This window comes from Neolewinella persica DSM 23188 (assembly GCF_000373105.1).
GTDB lineage: Bacteria > Bacteroidota > Bacteroidia > Chitinophagales > Saprospiraceae > Neolewinella > Neolewinella persica.
Window position 1 is genome coordinate 117,700 of sequence record NZ_KB890422.1, and the last position, 16,829, is coordinate 134,528.

The 16,829-nt window shown below is 51.7% G+C and carries 12 protein-coding genes; 6 read left to right on the forward strand and 6 right to left on the reverse strand.

Going from position 1 to position 16,829, the window contains the following annotated elements:
• Nucleotides 1–232: 232 nt before the first annotated feature.
• From B036_RS0107800 to B036_RS0107830, 6 genes are all read left to right on the forward strand, one after another.
• The gene (locus tag B036_RS0107800; protein WP_020568139.1) at nucleotides 233–2,029 is read left to right on the forward strand and encodes a thiamine pyrophosphate-binding protein; all 1,797 of its coding nucleotides are present in this window, start codon (nucleotides 233–235) and stop codon (nucleotides 2,027–2,029) included.
• Nucleotides 2,030–2,200: 171 nt separating this feature from the next.
• A complete protein-coding gene (locus B036_RS0107810; RefSeq protein WP_020568140.1) occupies nucleotides 2,201–4,015 on the forward strand; it encodes an FAD-dependent oxidoreductase in 1,815 nt (604 codons plus the stop codon).
• Between the two features lie 393 nt (nucleotides 4,016–4,408).
• Complete coding sequence (locus tag B036_RS0107815) at nucleotides 4,409–6,931, forward strand: LamG-like jellyroll fold domain-containing protein (RefSeq protein WP_169435040.1); 2,523 nt, start codon at nucleotides 4,409–4,411, stop codon at nucleotides 6,929–6,931.
• 124 nt (nucleotides 6,932–7,055) lie between these two features.
• Nucleotides 7,056–7,643 (forward strand): SOUL family heme-binding protein, encoded by a 588-nt coding sequence (locus B036_RS0107820; protein WP_020568142.1) that lies wholly within the window; start codon nucleotides 7,056–7,058, stop codon nucleotides 7,641–7,643.
• 398 nt (nucleotides 7,644–8,041) lie between these two features.
• Complete coding sequence (locus B036_RS0107825) at nucleotides 8,042–8,746, forward strand: hypothetical protein (RefSeq protein WP_020568143.1); 705 nt, start codon at nucleotides 8,042–8,044, stop codon at nucleotides 8,744–8,746.
• On the forward strand, nucleotides 8,743–9,492 hold the full coding sequence (locus tag B036_RS0107830; protein WP_020568144.1) for a hypothetical protein: 750 nt from the start codon (nucleotides 8,743–8,745) through the stop codon (nucleotides 9,490–9,492). The genes B036_RS0107825 and B036_RS0107830 overlap by 4 nt, the downstream gene beginning before the upstream one ends.
• Here B036_RS0107830 and B036_RS0107835 read toward each other — a convergent pair.
• From B036_RS0107835 to B036_RS0107860, 6 genes are all read right to left on the reverse strand, one after another.
• Nucleotides 9,489–10,400, reverse strand: a complete 912-nt coding sequence (locus tag B036_RS0107835) for a competence protein CoiA family protein (RefSeq protein WP_020568145.1) — start codon at nucleotides 10,398–10,400, stop codon at nucleotides 9,489–9,491. The genes B036_RS0107830 and B036_RS0107835 overlap by 4 nt on opposite strands.
• Nucleotides 10,401–10,514: 114 nt before the next feature.
• Nucleotides 10,515–11,396 carry a cysteine synthase CysM gene (gene cysM, locus B036_RS0107840; protein WP_020568146.1) on the reverse strand — a complete coding sequence of 294 codons (882 nt, stop codon included), beginning with the start codon at nucleotides 11,394–11,396 and terminating at the stop codon, nucleotides 10,515–10,517.
• A gap of 258 nt (nucleotides 11,397–11,654) precedes the next feature.
• A complete protein-coding gene (locus B036_RS31805; RefSeq protein WP_020568147.1) occupies nucleotides 11,655–13,013 on the reverse strand; it encodes a helix-hairpin-helix domain-containing protein in 1,359 nt (452 codons plus the stop codon).
• Nucleotide 13,014: 1 nt separating this feature from the next.
• A complete protein-coding gene (locus B036_RS0107850) occupies nucleotides 13,015–13,539 on the reverse strand; it encodes a DUF1761 domain-containing protein (protein WP_020568148.1) in 525 nt (174 codons plus the stop codon).
• A 171-nt stretch (nucleotides 13,540–13,710) separates the two neighbouring features.
• Complete coding sequence (locus B036_RS0107855) at nucleotides 13,711–15,837, reverse strand: carboxypeptidase-like regulatory domain-containing protein (protein WP_026231789.1); 2,127 nt, start codon at nucleotides 15,835–15,837, stop codon at nucleotides 13,711–13,713.
• 212 nt (nucleotides 15,838–16,049) lie between these two features.
• Nucleotides 16,050–16,769: a tetratricopeptide repeat protein gene (locus tag B036_RS0107860; RefSeq protein WP_157472076.1), complete on the reverse strand. Its 720-nt coding sequence runs from the start codon at nucleotides 16,767–16,769 to the stop codon at nucleotides 16,050–16,052.
• Between the last annotated feature and the right edge of the window lie 60 nt (nucleotides 16,770–16,829).

Here is a 16,829-nt window from a genome sequence, read left to right on the forward strand (position 1 = left end):
GTCACCTGCTCCTCAAAACCTCCCCCTTGCACCCGCGTTCCCGCCAAAATAACGCAGCGCTGAACCTGGTTCCAAAGCCGTTCGTCAACTACCTGATTTCGTAATTGAGGCTTCATGTTTTACCCAATCGCATAGGTATTTACCCCCGTTTTGTGGTGCTTTGTTCCTGATATATTGAAAATTTCGATACATTGTACACCTCATGTGTATTTGATAAATCATCCAATTTTCAATGCTACTACTCAAAGCCCCCGCCGCTAACACCGTCGCTAATTACCTCAGAATTCGTTTGATCGAATTGGGCGTACAGGACCTGTTTGGGGTAGCAGGTAACTACGCTGCGCCCTTTCTGGATACGGTGCTGGCAGACCCACAACAAAGGATCAAGTTGCTGGGCACCAGTACCGAAATGAACGCCGGCTACGCCGCCGATGCCTACGCCCGCTACCACGGCTACGGAGGTGCTTTCGTTACCTACGGCGTTGGGTCTTTCAGCATCCTCAACGCCACCGCCGGTTCGTACGTGGAAAAAGTGCCGGTGCTCGTCATCAACGGCGCGCCAACCAATAAGGAAAACAATATTGAGAAAAACGCAGGCTTACTGTTCTCACATTCAACGGGGAACCAGTTGGCAGACCTGGACATGTTCCAAAAAGTGACCGTAGCCGCCGAACGGATTACTAATGCCAACCTCGCGCCTTACCAGATCGATAAGGCCATTACCGCCATGATCGTTTACCGCCAACCCGCTTACCTGGAGGTGGCCGAAGACGTCTGGCGCGCACCTTGTCCCCCTCCCATTGGCCAATTGCAGGTGGACCCCGGCCGCACCACTTCGGTCTCCGAAGTGAAGCAGGCGGTAGCTGCGGCCGTGCAGGTTATTGGTAAATTCCCGAGGGTAGTGACCTGGGCGGGAATCGAACTGCGGCAGCAAAAGCTGACCGGTTCCTTTGAAGAACTCCTTCAACTACTTAACGATCGGGTGCCCGAAGGAGATCAGCCAATTAAATTCATCACCTCCTTCTTCAGTAAATCGGTCCTCGATGAACGTCATCCGCTGTTCGATAGCTGCCGGGTGATCGGAAAAAATATGGGAGCGGATGGCGTAGAGGATTACTGTCTGCTGGGAATTGGTGGCTGGACGGTCGATGCCAATGTTGCCAGTACCAACATCAGGGACGAACGTCTGATCGTTGCCTGCAACGACGGCGTCCTGGTCGGTGCCGAGTTCTTCCCAATGGTGGCGTTGTCCGACTTCATTGCGGAACTAAAAACGGCACTGGCTGAGGCAGAGGAACAGCTACCACTTTCCGGCAAGACGCTAGTTGATTTGCCTGCCCCTATCCTGGGGAATGACCTGACTTTTGACACTTTCTTTCACCAATTGCAAAACAACTGGAACCCTAACGATATCCTGCTGTCCGGAGTAGGTTTTACCCTCAGTATAGCCTCTTACTTACGGGGCGTGGCACAGAATGGGTACTTAACGGACGGCGTCTGGTTATCCATCGGCTACCCGGTGGGCGCTGCCACGGGCGTTGCCCAGGCATGTAAACGTATTGCGGAGGATAAACGAGTCTTCGTAGTTATTGGTGACGGTGCCTTCCAGGAAGTCTGCCAGGCAGTGTCCGACCAAAACTTCCACGGCCAGAACAACGTGATCTTCGTGTTGTCGAATACCATCTACGGTATCGAACAATTCCTGGTTAACCCTAATCCTTTTCGGGATCCACCAGTGGATTACCCAGAAAAGGACGATCTTCTCAACTCGGTGTACAGCTATAATGATCTTCACCAGTGGGATTTTGTGAAACTGGGCGAGTCTTTCGGGAGTATCGGCCGGCGGGTGGAAACCTTAGCTCAACTAGCCGACGTACTCTGTGAAATTGAAGATAACCCCATCAGGAATTTCCTGGTAGAAATAGTCGTACCCAAAACTGACATTCCTGCTGATCTGCTGGCAGCAGCCAAATATGTCGGTGAAGATGAAACCGCCAACAAAAACTGGCCGCCGGCCGCAAAATTTTAAGCGTTGCAGGGTTACTTCGTTCCCGTTGCAGGGGTTGCAGTTGTTGTAGCCCTGCATCCCCTCCAACCTGCAACCTGCAACTTGCAACCTGCAACCTGCAACCTGCAACCTGTAACCTCCAACCTGCAACCTGTAACCTCCAACCTCCAACCTCTTAAACTCAACCCATAAATGCAACACTTCAAAGACCTCCATACTAAAGCAGAATACGACATAGCCATTATCGGCGCCGGTATCGCCGGGCTCTACACCGCTTACCGCCTGCTTGAGCACAAGCCCAAGTTGAAGATCGCCATCTTTGAACGCCTCAACCGCACGGGGGGACGTTTAAATTCGGACATCATCAAGCTCACCAACAATGGAAAACTGGTGAAGGGTAAGAAAAAGCAAGACGTCAATACCATCAAGGAGGAGCAGGGAGGTATGCGCTTCAACGACAGCATGGAAGAGCTGATGAACCTGATTCGTAAACTGGATCTGGAAGACCAAATCGTCCCCTTCCCCATGAAGAGTGAAGTGGTACTTAAAGAAGGAGAAGCCCCCGTCAATACCAACCGTTTCTTCTTTCGTGGGCATGGCTTCTCAGTGGCGGATGCTGCTGCGAGCAATGATGACATCTGGGGAACCTTATACGATATTGAAGACGTAGAAACAGGCCTGGACCCTAACCAAATTATTTCGAATGCCTTCAACCGCATCCTGAAAGCCAATAACTGGGAAATGGGGGAGGAGTTGACTGCCGACGAATGGACGGCAATTCGTGAAGAAGTAGAGTGGAAGGGAAAGACCCTCAATAAGTGGCACATCTGGGGCTTATTACGGGATATGGGCTACTCGGAGGAATGCATCCGTATGCTGGCAGATACTACCGGCTTTCCGGACACTTTCAAGGCCTTCACCAATGCCGGCGGGGCCTTCCAGCTGTTGGCGGACTTCCCCAAAAACCCGGTCTACAATACTTTTATTGATGGGTTCAGCACACTGCCTGATGCCATTGTTGCAAGCTTCACAGATCAGGTGTCAATCTTCCTGAGTACTAACCTGAACAGTCTGCACGAAGACGCACATGGCTACGAACTGCGCCTGGCTGAAGCAGAATTTGGTCACAATGCTACCCCTTTCAGCAAAAAAACCAAGTCGGTATGTGCTAAGCAGGTCATCCTGGCTACAGCCGTGAAGGGCATCCAGGATATCTTCTATAAATCACCGGCGCTGTACCGGCATAAGCAGGCACCGAGACTTTGGAAGGCCATTAATGAGGTAGAAGGTGCGGAGCTGATGAAGATCAACCTCTACTTTAAAGAAGCCTGGTGGCTGAATGGCATGACGGGCCGCCCGGAAATTCAATTTGGCGGCAACTTTACGACGCTGCCCCTGAACGCCATTTACCCTTTCTACGCAATTGAAAGTCTGGACGTCAAGGGGGACGACGTCACGCTTAGGCCTGATCATTACGACCGCCCCGCTGCGCTAACCTTATACACAGATTTCAGTAAGAGCCAGTTTTGGGAAGGGCTGCAGAACATCACCCCAATGTTTACCTCTGATTTACAAAAGCATTTCTCCAAGGCTAAAGTCCAGGTGATATTCCCCGCCTCCCAGGCGGTGGCTGATGAGATGATGAAGCAATTGGCCATACTGTTTGGTGCCACCAATCTGCCCGAGCCTATCCTTACCAGTTACCGTGCCTGGAACGGTAAAGATGACTTTGAGTACGCCTACCACCAGTGGAAGCTCAATGCTGAGGACAGCAAGACGCGGGACTACCTCTCTAAGCCGTATAAAGACAGGGGCATCTACCTCTGTAACGAGGCCATCTCAGACATGCAGGCATGGGTGAATGGCTCCCTCCGGTCGGCGGATTTAGCCTTGGCTCACTTCAAGATTAAGCCTTTGCCTGGTGAAGAGAAGGTTACTGCTCGTGGATTAGAGGCTGCTCCGGTGGAGCAGCGGCGGAAACAGGGATTCGGTGGCGTATGGGGATAGGGACGGGAGGCCTGGGCTCATCTAATTCCTATTCTTTGATAGTTGATGAAGAGGCGCGGCCGCAGGCGCAATAATTGGTTGTAAAGGCAGAGGAGGCCGGCTTTGTCTCTTTTCTAATACAACTGTTATGCGATTGTCCAGATATCTCGGCCGATGGCTGTTAAGCCCTGCTCCTTCATTCTCTTGTTCTGTACCTGCGTCCGCGCCACTTCCTATTCAAAATGTGGACAGTGTACTAAGCAGTGACTTTGGGTAATGATCGCTCCTGCTGTGAGAACGTCTTATTGTCGCAAAAATGTCGTGTCACATAGAATTGACTTGTTGAAGCTTGCAGGTTACCCGCCTAACTCGCATCTTACCAACCTTCAACCTCAAGCACCCAAAAAAGCCATTGTGAAACAACTGCTGCTTCTCTTTTTAGTCTGTTGCCTGTCGTCAAACCTGCAAGCTCAAACAACGGGCGTTCAATTTGACGGTACCTCGGGGAGTATCTCCTTCTGTCACGACAACGAACTAAACATTGTCGATGGCTTTACCATCGAAGCCTGGATTTTCAGCCCTGAGTGGCGTAGCGAGTTTTGGCAAGGCTCCATTGTCAACAAAGACCAACAAGGACCTGACCTGGGCTACGCTCTTCGTGCCGGCAAGAACGGTGTGCTTAACCTGGTCATGTCCGTGGATTTCTTCTGGTTTGAAACCAGTACGGACCCCATTATGAACACCAACCAATGGTACCACGTAGCGGCTGTTGTTGATGATGGCACTGTTCGCCTTTACATCAATGGGAATCAGCAGGCAACGCGTTCTTACACTGGTACACCATCCAATGGGCAGGCCAACCTGACGATTGGAGAATCCCCAAGTTTTCCCGGCCGGACCTGGAATGGGAACTTGGATGAGGTCCGGGTTTGGAACGTTGCGCGAACGGCTGAAGAGATTGCGGATAACCAGACGACTGAATTCACCGGAAACGAGACTGGCCTGGTACTCTACGCTCCACTTGAGGAAGGAACAGGCCTGACAACTGCCAACCTGGGCAGTATTAGTTGTAACGGTACTTTCATTGACCTGACCGAAAACGCCTGGACGGATGGGTACTCCATCCCCGCCATTGATGTTGGGGTGTCTGCCGTAACTGCTCCGGATGTCATCAGTATCTACAACCGGCCGGTAAAAACACAAGTTATCCTCAACAACTACGGAAGCGAGGTGGTCGCTGATGTTCCCGTTTCCCTGGCAGTAAATGGTGTGCCTACCTTGACGGGGACCTACACCGGCAATATTCAGCCAGGAGCATCCGTCAATTACGTCTTTGAACAACCGCTTGACCTGACGGGAAACAACACCAATCTGCTTACGGCATCGACGGCGCTCTCCACCGACCTGAATAGCTTGAACAACGGTACCAGTTACCGTTACCGTCGGCCCGCCGAGGGTGACAACGGCCCGTTGGTCAGCATCAGAAACAGAGAACAGCACAATTTTGCGGCTGCTGGCCAAACCCGGACTTCTACCGTCAATATGCCCGTGAATATGGAAGATTACGGTCAATTATTGCTCCATCTCTCGGTTGAATGTCCCGGTACCGGTTGTGATCCCTGGGACCAGACGGGCAACGTCAGTGTGGTGACGGAAAATGGGGAATTCGAAATTGCCCGATTCATCACGCCCTACCGCATTGCCTGCGGTGGTCCGGAGTGGGTTGTGGACGTAACGGATTTCAAAGACATGCTTTCCGGAAGGGTGACCATTAAGTCTTTTATCCAGGTATTCGGACAATCCGGTTGGTTATTGAATGCCAACCTGGAAATGGTCGGGGGGACAAGGCCTAAGTACCAAAGGACAACGCCGCTTTGGAATACGCAGTACCACGTTTACGGTGACTTAGGAATTGAAGATGATCTCCCCGAATTGACAAGTTCCATCGCCTCGCAGACCACTGAAAATCGCTTCCGCCTGACAATGACCGGTCACGGACAGGGAAATACCAATAACGCAGCAGAGTTCAGCAACCAAACGCACAACCTGATGCTCCAGGGGGAACTCGCGACTGTTCATAATCTATGGAAGGATGATTGCCTACAGAACGAGTGTACCGATCAGGCTGGAACCTGGGAATTTAACCGGGCTGGCTGGTGCCCGGGCCAGGCCGTACAGCCTTTCGTTTACGATTTGGGGGGAGACCGCTTCGCGGGGACGGACATAACGATGGACTATGAACTGGAGGAATACACCAACTTTTTGAATACCGGTTACAACGACATGGGCCATACCGAGCCTTTTTATCGTATCGCTGCTTACATCGTGGAAGAAAGCGAATCGCATTACAACTCCCTGATCAATTTACGGGCCGACTCGATTCAGATCTTCGTGGCCGGTGAGCCCACGGCTCCGACGGAAGACCAGCTGGTGCTTTACCTCAAAAATACGGGATCCGAAGACGTTGTCGGCGGCGATGTCGCTTTCTTCGTAAATGGGAATCTGGTAGCGGAGGAGACCTTCACGGAAATCATTGCTGCCGGTGGAACGATGGCCTATACTTTCGAGGCGCCAACGGGTATTACAGACTTTGAAGGTTCTGATGTGGTTGCCAGAGTAACGGCTGCTGGTGATGAGAATGTTAGTGATGATGCGACCAATACTACTACGACAATCTTCACGGTTGCGGTAAGCAGCGCCAGCGAAGCGGGGGTTGCTGTATATCCTAACCCAACGAACAACCGGATTAATCTTAACCTTACGCCAGCTTTCATCGACGGCCAATTGGAAGTAATCGACGTTAATGGACGGGTGCTCCAATCCCTGCGTATGGAAAGTCTGAACATGGCGATTGACCTTCAGCAAAAAGGACTGGCGTTGCTTCGTTTTCGGACGGTAGGCGGGAAGGAGTATTATCAGAAAGTAGTGGTCAACTAGAGGTCGGGATGACTTATGTTTTTTTGCACGGACATAGGTGCGAAGGAAGGCGCCAAAAGCAGGGAGGTGAACCAAAAACTCCCCCCCTCGGTTTTTAATTTATTCCCTCCACCAACACCAACGAATGAAAATTGTATTAATCATATTAGCCCTTCTCTTCATTGCCTTTGTCGTCGTACAAATATTTGCCATGAACGGACAGAGAAACATTGAAACCTATCCCTACGTAGTCGAAAAGCAATACGAGAGCTTTGAGATACGCAGCTACGAAGCAAGCCTCTTCACGGCCGTCGAGCTATCTACGGGTAAATATGATGAAGCATCAAGGAGGGGCTTCTCCATTTTGGCTGGGTATATTTTCGGTGGAAACGAAAGCAAGGAAAAGATTGCCATGACTTCCCCGGTCACCATGTCATTGGACGATACCATGACGATGATGTTCATGGTACCCAAAGGAAATAAAAAAGAAACCTTACCAAAGCCTGATCGATCTGAGATCGAATTCCGGGAAGTCCAGGCAAAAACGGTGGCAGCCATTACCTTCGGCGGTTGGGCGAATGATGAAAAGATCGCAAAGTATAAAGCACAATTGACAGCAGCCCTGACTGCTGAAGGAATTGCCTTTACCAACCGATTTTACCTGCTGGGCTATAATCCACCTTATGAGGTTTTGAATCGGAAGAATGAGATCATTGTCGAGTTAGAAGGGTAGCGTGATAACGGTCCCGCATGAAATTTGAGCCTGGGCCATCCCCAACATACATGTTGCAAAGTAGAGTGAAATTGTGGTTGAACTGGAAGGTTAGGGTATTTGGCACTCGGTGAGTGCTCACTTAGAGTCCTTATATCCGATACCGGAGTTGTTGCCACCGGAGAAGGCATCCTGAGCGGCCTGCACGGCTCCGTCGAATACTCCCGAAGATCTGAAATGGAGACTAGAATTGTTCTGCACACGATTTGAAACAGGGCGAACTCGTCACGGATTTTCATTGTAAATTTACAGCTACCGACAAGTATTGAAACTCAATTCTCAGTACTCAACTGAGACGCGAAAATAGGCTTCAAGCACCTATCAGACATTATCTTATTAACTTTTGAAGTCTACCTGGAATGGCCTTTAGAACTTTATGTTTTTTGTGGTTTGCTTTTAGCTTATCCAGTACTACTTGTGCACAGACGGGGCATACAGACACCATAATTGATCGCCAATTCGGCCTAACCTTTCAATTGTCTTACAACCGGAATTTTGTCCATAAAATCCCGGGAGACAGCTACCGGGCCAAATTGCACCGGACGGCTCCAGGAGATGGAATAAAAGTGGGGATGAACCCTAAGTTCAAATGGAATAGATTGAGTTTAGGACTTATCTTGATCTACAGCCGCCAAAATTACTTTAGAGAACAGTACACCCCTCCTGAGTTGGTGTTTAATCGACGTAGTTTATTAAGGCGATACGATGTTAACCTGTCTACTGCTGAAATTGGGCTGAGCGCTCAATTCAAACTGTTTAAGCCTGTTTTCATTTTTGGCAGGGTAGATAAGGAATATCTCTTGTCTGGAAAATACACTTCCTCATTTTATGAGTTTGGTGAATTACAAAGTATGGGTAGTTTTGGAGACTTCGATCCTATTAACGGTAACTCTGTTTGGGCTTGTACTTACGGGATTGGAAGTAGAATTTTTACAGTAAAAAACCGAGATGTAAGTATACAGCTATGGAGCCGATACAATCTCTCCCGCAGGTTTGTGGGGCCTCCTTTATTCGATAATCGGATTCGTCAATATGGGCTTTCGCTTAAATACGACCTGCTATGAGAAAGATGTTTTTAATTCTTTGGACATTTCTCTCCCTTTCTGTTGCGAGTTGCCTTCCGGAAGACGAGAGAGACTTGGGGTTTGATATTGATGTGCCAGCCGGCACATGCGGAGAACTTGACGAAGATGCCTGTAGTGCAGAATATCTCGGTGCTTTTGAGCCACTAGAATCTTCCTATGAGGCCATCCCTTACGGAAGAGCGGGGACCCAGTACACCTTTAGCAATGCGGCGGGTAGATCGGTAACTATGAAAGTCAAAGCGAACGTAGATTTTTACCGATTGCGGACTAGCCAAAGGCTAAATGCCTGTAATCTGCCAGGTATGCATATACAGAGTTGCCGGGACGTTTTTAGTCAGGAAGTCAGGCTGGACATTGATGAGTTGGGTTACAGGTTTATCGTTACCCTTTCTCCTCGTGTCTACAATCTATCAGACCAAAATGAACTGATTGTCCTGGACATGTTGGAAATAGATAGAATCGAGGATGTCCCCTTAATGAGGAATGGCCAGTTCGAGTTTGAGGTGAACCGACAGCGAGATTCGGAAATGACTACGGTCTTACTTTATCCCAGAACGAACTACGACAGCATTTCCTTTAATGGAGAAAACTACGAAGACGTCATTACCAGCGATCCGAATATTTACCTGGGAAGGCTCCCACTATTCAAGTTTTACTACAACTACAATCAAGGCATCGTAGCCTTCATAGATGCTGAAGGAGAAACCTGGAACCTAATGACTTAATTTATAGGTAGTCGTTCATTGCTAGACGCAAACCCACACCGCACCCCCGCCAGCCGCACCGGTACCCATTGATAGCCCACCCAGGCAAAATCATGTACCAGTTCTACCAAGTGTGGACATCCTGCGCAATCCTGGTAGGTTTTAGCATAAGCTCGTTGCCAGTTATCGCCGCGGGTAAACCGCTGCCGTTCCGGACAAGGGCAGCCAATTGTCCGATAATGATGGCGGTCTTTCCACTCCGAGTGTCGGACTTTCAATAACGCCGCCGCCTGCCGCCGCCGATATTCCGCCTGGTGTTGGGCCGGATGAAATAACCAGTGGCCGTGGACGTCGAGCCCATGCTCCCGACCTCCAAAGTTAATGATCCGGCGAGCCAGCTCCTTCGTATCTGCCGCCCGATGTTCCTGTACCAATTCTTTGAAAATCGCCAGCACGTCGATCTCCACTGAGCGAATACCTGACCGGATGAATACCCGTTGCTTGTAAGGATCAACGGCATGGCTGACCTTTAGCTCTACGATCAATCTCGATGCTCCGTACAAAACAACGTCGGCTACAAAACCCTTAACCCCAGCCTCTTCCGTCGTTCGCCGGTAGGCGAACCGACGAACGGGCTCAATCGCCCTTTTCACGCCCCGGGCATATACCGGAGGCAAAACGATCTTTGGATGATGATGCAACACCGCCTTCGCAAATCGATGCAGGGCTGTTTCTACTGCCCCCGCACACTCCTCCACCCGGTAATGGGCAAAGTGGTGGGCTTTGATCTTTCCCCGTTTAGCGGAAAGCCGGGCCCCGCAGGCGGGACAGACACATTTGCACTTGAGGCCGCGCTGCGCGCGGCGAATGGGAATAAGTAACCCATCTTCCCCCACACCAACGATGAGGGGCAGTCTTGCGGCAGACATAAGGCCGGCAGTTTATGGAAAAGAATTTGCGCGAGCGGGGAAGGACGATAAAGTCGGATAAAATGTTGATAATTGCGCGCCGTTAAACAAATATAGGTTTTATTTGCCTGGTTCCTAGTAAAGCTCGCTCGACAAATACCGATCCCCCCGGTCACAAATAATACAAACGATCAGTCCCTCATCGATCTCTTCTGCCAGCCGCAGCGCAGCTGCGGTAGACCCGCCAGATGACATGCCGGCAAAGACTCCAGCCTCCCGCGCCAGCGTCCGCATGGTAGCCACGGCCTCGTCCGTACTAACGTCGATTTTACGGTGTACCACGCTGTCGTCATAGATCTTGGGCACAAATTCCGGACTCCAGCGGCGGATCCCGGGAATACTGCTGCCGTCCGTTGGTTGTACACCGATAATCTGTACAGTATCTGATTGCTCCCGCAGGTAGCGCCCCGTTCCGGTTATCGTTCCGGTGGTGCCCATACTGGAAACAAAATGGGTGATCTCCCCATCAGTATCCCTCCATATTTCGGGACCGGTCGTCCGATAGTGCGCCTTCCAATTGTCAGGGTTGGCAAACTGGTTGAGCTGAATGTAGCCTTCTCCCGAGTCTTCCATCTCCTGGGCAAGTTCCCGGCTGTATTCGATGGTTTTATCTGATGGGGTCAACATCACCTTAGCACCGTAGGCCTTCATGGTGCCCACCCGCTCGGGGGTGGAGTTTTCCGGCATGATCAAGGTAATCGGAATCCGAAGTTTAGCGGCAATCATGGCCATGGCAATACCCGTATTTCCACTAGTTGCTTCCACGATGGATTTTCCACCATCCAGATCGCCGCGTTCCCAGGCGCCAAGGATCATGCTTAAGGCTGCCCGGTCTTTTACACTACCTCCAGGGTTTTGGCCTTCGAGTTTGCCGAAAATCTGCACGGCGGGGTTGTCGGATAAATCTGACAGGTCAAGCAAAGGAGTATTGCCAATTAGGGAGAACAGGTTAGACATGGTGGGTAGTAAATTTTGTAGGTAGGTTGTTGCAGTTGATCGTTGCTGCACGCTAACATCACGACGATAGGGTAGGTTCTGGACAATTAGGAAATTCAGAACTTCATCAATATCAGTCTGGTAGAATTGCCTTCTCCGCGATCCTCCTTTGCTCCTGGTTTCCGCGCGTGATCGCTGTTAGTTCTTGCGCGGAAACCAAGAGCCGGGACAGATTTGCAGAACTCCCAGTTAAAAAGCTATTGTTGGCAGGCAACCTGATTATTCAAAGGAAAAATAAGGGATAAGTCGGGGTAATTCCGATGCTTTAATCAGCCGCAGCCGCTTGAGGTCTTCAGGTCCGTTGAATCTACCGGCCTTGTCCCGGTTGTTGACGATGGAGTTGGCGAGATTTCGGTTGATGTAAGGGTGCTTTTTTAGCACCTCATAACTGACTTTATTGATGGCCATCGGTCGGTATACAGGGCTGCTTTTCAGAAAAGCAGTGATGGCGGCGAAGGTACTGTCGGGCAGCCCCCGGGTGGTGGCCACCTGGTCGACGGAGTAAAATCCACCGAGAGCGTCCCGGTACCTGACGATGCGCATGGCTCGGTAACTCCCGATACCGGGAAGAGCCTGCCAGGCAGAGGTGTCCGAGGAGTTGATGTCGAAGCTTCCGGGCGGTGGCAGTGGTGTTTTAGGACGGTAGCTATAGGTAGTTGGGCGGGCAGGAGTATTTTGCGCGGCCGCTGGTGCATTATAAGGTTGAGGAGCAATATCAATCAACGGAATGACCGCTTCGACAAGTGCGGAGTCCAATGATTTTACCCTCCGCAGGTCGGTTGCGCGGCGGAAAGTTACCGGGCGGTCCCCCCGGTACCGCAGCAACGATTTGGCCTGCCAGTTTGGAAAGCCCAGTAAGGCAAAGCTGTCGGCCGAGATGGTGTTCGGGTCAAAGCTGAAACGCTGGGGTGGGGTAGTTGGCGATGGCTCTTCCGGAGGAATCTCGGCAAATCTTATCAGGTGGTCCTTTTGCTGGTCAGACATTGTTCCCAACCTACGCAGATCTTCCGGTTTGCGAAAGGCCCGGCCGTATTTAGAGCTACTTCGGTACTTGACGAATGCGGCGGCTTGTTTCGGACTAAGCCCCAAACGCTCCAGGTCGGCTGCGCCGACGGTGTTGGGATCAAAAACAAAACCCTGCACCTGTCTCGCAGTACTGCGGGAAGACCTTCCCGTCTGCTCACGCACGTAGGCCAAAGGGATCAGACGAGTCTTATCCTCTTCGCTCAACACGTACAGTTTACCAATGTCTTCGGGAGCCCGGAAGGCATTGCTGCGCTTTCCCCGGAATTTCAACCAACCCGCCGCCTGTTTCTCGCTCAGCCCCAGGCTAACCAACTCTGCTGCAGAAACCGTATTGGGATCAAAAGCAAATGAGGCAGGCGGCGGACGGAAATTTTTCGCGTCCTCCGCCGCCCGTTCATTACGTAGCATCGCAGCTGCTTTGATGACCGGTAAGGTCGCTTCGCCCAGCAAAAAAATCCTGCCCGCCAGCCAACAGCCGGCGGTAGCCACTAAAACGAGAAAAAGAAGGGCCATCCGCTGTGCACGGGTATACGCACCAAAGCGGTATTGCATGCTATAAAGGTAATGGCCAGTTGAGGAATTGACACACCAGCCCGCCCATCAATGCCATGATAATTATCCAGTAACCCACATGAATAAGCATGTATTTCCAGCTTTTACGCTCAAATAGACCATTGATGCAGATGACCGGGGCTACGATGAACAGCGCACCAAGGACACCATGCAAAGCACCATGACCAAAGTGAAGGTGGCGAGAGTACATCCCCCATTTTTCGTCCAGTAGGTTGAGGTCCTGCCAAAGGGCACTACCGCTTTCTGCCCATTCTGGAAGCATACCAAAAAGGCCGGAAAGACCGGTCTGGTGTACAACCAGGAGCGGTAGGAAGGTGACAAATAGGAAGCTGTAGAGGTACGTCAGGCCAAAAATCTTTAGCATATTGGCGTTCTGCATCTGCTCATCGGTAACACCAGCTTCACGCTGCCATAATTTGCCGAAGAGCGGACCGTAGTAAACAGCTCCGACGGCAAGGGGAACCAGGGCGATCAGGAAGTTAACCCAGAAATTAGTAGGTACCATAGTTTAGTAAGTAGTTTGGTTAGGCTAAATCTAGGTGTTGCGCCGCGTAGTTACAAATATTTACTAATAATTTGTTTATTTGTGTTTATTTTAAAACTTTACTACCCACTACCCACTACCCACTACCCACTACCCACTACCCACTACCCACTACCCACTACCCACTACCCACTACCAATTATAAACCCCGCCCACAAAAACGATCCGCCGGGTGAATACCTCATTCGACCGCTCCAGATAGGTAGCGTCGTAAGTGTAGTTGCGAATGTTCTCTGTATCCAGCAAATTGTTGACGCTGAGGTAAAGGATGAGTTGACCTTCTCCCAGGGGAAGGATTTTGGAGGTAGACAAATCGATACGTCGGTAATTTGGGTGTCGTTCTCCGGCAAAAGGTGCGGCGAAAACGGGAGCTTGCCAGCCTTCGGTTCCCGGTAGCGGCGTTTGGCCAATTACCGGGAGGAAGTAGGTCCCCCTGCGCCAGGTTGCGGCAATGCCGATGTTCACATTGCCACCCAACTCTTTTTGCACCTGCGCCCGCGCCAAAAAAGGTAGATCGCGCCGCGAAGGAATGTCACCTGCTACCGACTTGCTTTTTACGAGAGCCAAACTCGCCCAGGCCCGCAGACTTTTATCGTCGAAAGTCACCCGACCTTCAGCCCCCGAAACCTTTAAGTCAGGGAGTTGCTCATAGCTTTCCTGCTTGATGAATACCGCCGCTTCAACTTGCCAGAAACGCCGTTCGTAAGTGTACTCCAACGCTGCCTGTTGTAGCTCCAGCCACTGCCATTCGCGGATGTCAGGGCCGGGGGCAAGGAATTGAGCGAACGTTCCGCCGCCAAGATTGAAGCGATGCCAATTGCCCGCCCGGTATTTCACGGATGCCTGTACGGTGTACTTCACTTCTCCCGCCATTGGCCGGTATAATGGCTTCAGACCAAATCCCGCCAGCCATTTGTCGCCCAGCCTTAGCTGGGTGTAGGCGTAGGCTTCCGCCAGTTGATGGTCGGTGTTTTCAGTAAAACTTCCCGATGGGTCTTCCGGCCTCAGTTCATAACCGGTGAGGGGGAACTGGCCCTTTACCCGGTCGGCATACACGTTCCACGTCCCGCCCGTCAGCAGCTTCACCCCCGGCTTACTGTACTGACCATGGGTCGCCAGGTGGCCGGTAAGCCGACGTGGAGCCGTCAGACTATTGCCAAACCTATATTCCGCATTTTCCCAATCAACCGACTGGTTCAGGGTCCAGGACCAATCTCCCCGGTCCAGTTGCCAATTCAGGATGGCCAGGTGCCGGGGTTTATGTTGCTCGAAATCGCCCGAGTAGTAAGGCGTCGTGGTTTCGAATCGGAAGCGCTCATTGAACCCCAGGTAGAACAATTGGAGGGCAGAGTTGTCGTCGAATTGGTGCACCAGCTGTACCGCTGCATCGAACCCACTGGAGGCTTTTAACTCTGGGAGCCCCTGGCGGTTTAGGCGTCTAAAAGCATCGAGATTGGAGAAATTGATGAAGGCGCGTATGCCACTTTTTTTACCCAGTGGCCGGGCATGGGAAAGTCCGCCGCCTGCCAGGTTAAGTGACAAGCCCGAAGTACGTTCGGTCGGCAGCATTTTGCTGGTGTACAGCGCCACCGCTCCCGCGCTGGTCTGAGAAAAATTAACGGGTGGCGAACTGGCGTAAATCCGGACTGCCGACAGCGGAATCTGCCCGAAAATACTAAATTGGCCAACCCCATTACTCTGGTCGAGGCGGACGGCCGATCGGATGGGTACTTCGTTAAGGTAAACACCGGTGGCCGCCGACGGGCTGCCGCGCAGAGAAACGTTAGCGGTCTCGTCTACATTTGTGGCCGCAGGAAGGGTATTAACCGCGAGTAGCGGATCGGCGTTGGCCGCAGGATTGAGGTAAATGTCCAGCTGGCTGATTTGCGTACTGGCCAGTTCGCCACTGGGAATTTTCCGTGCCCGAACGGTAACGGCATCCATCGAAGCGGCGGAAGCTGGGAGTAGCTTAAATACCAGACCCGTATCGGATGCGGTAACGTAACGGCTAAAAGCCTGGAAACCGAGAAAACTCACCAATATAGTATCTGGTTGCTCCAGCTTAAGGTCAAAGTGCCCCGCTTTATCCGTCGTTGTAACCTTCCCTAGATCGTTTTTCGGGTAAACATAAGCACCTGGTAAAGGCAGCTTATCCACCTGGCTCTGTACCGTACCATTTAGGGTGATTTGAGCACGGCCGCTGGTGCAAATCAGGGTGAATAGGAGCAGGGTTAGTAGGGTATAGCGTGTTTTGTACATGATGGTGGGATTTTGGGGGCGGGATGCGGTCTGGTGCGGATAGGGGCGAACTACTTTATGGATGATGCGGGGCAAACGGCCTGGATAGCCAACGAACACGAGGGGCTCCGCTCAATCCTGCGGATCGTCGCTCACCCCTCACTACGCAGGACGACCCTCCGGGTCTGAACTGGGGTGCGTGACCTGAATCCTAAACACTCAACCCTGCCCGCCTAATCCAACCCTGGCAGCAAAACATTTTTAACGTAGGCAAACTCAGGTTCCAGCTTCAGTGCTTGCAGGTAAGTCATCCGGGCAGCCTGGGTGTCTCCTGTTTTGGCCTGGGCCTGGCCCAGAAGGGCAAGGGTTTGGAGGTGGAACCAGTCGCAGGAGGCCTGATCGGCTGGTGCGGTGGCTGCAGCAGCTTTGAGGTGCTCCACAGCTTTTTGCGGATCTCCGCCCCAGGTGGTGGGGGTATAGAAAAGGTACGAGCCGAGGCAGTATTGGGCTTCCTGGCTGGTAGGACCAAAATTGACGCCCTTGGCGGCGTATTTGTTGGCTTTGCTGCCGTACAACATCCCCTTCATTGGAGATTGTGCAATGAGCATGCCCAGGTAAGCGCTGTATAAACCATGAGCCGCGGGGTGTTTTTTGTCGGTTTTCCAGAACTCGTCCAGGGAGGCTTCCATTAGGTCCAGATAGGTGGTCAGGTGTTCGTCGCTCTGGTGGGCCATGGCGGCTCCGGCGGCACCAAAGGCAAGACGGGCAGTCGATAACTGGTTGTCGGGGGTGTCAGGCAAAGCATGGGCGGTGGCGAGTACTTTATCCCAGTCATCGAGGTCATTATTCAGGTAGGCCTTGCGGGCTTCGGTCTGGAGGGTAGCTTGTTGGTCGCACTGGGCGCGGCCGCTGGTGCAGGCAATAAGTACAAGGAGCAAAGTGAGGTAGAGCATGGCTTGGTTGTTTACGGTGATGAAGGAATTACTTTCAAGAAGCAGGGAATTCATCCGTAG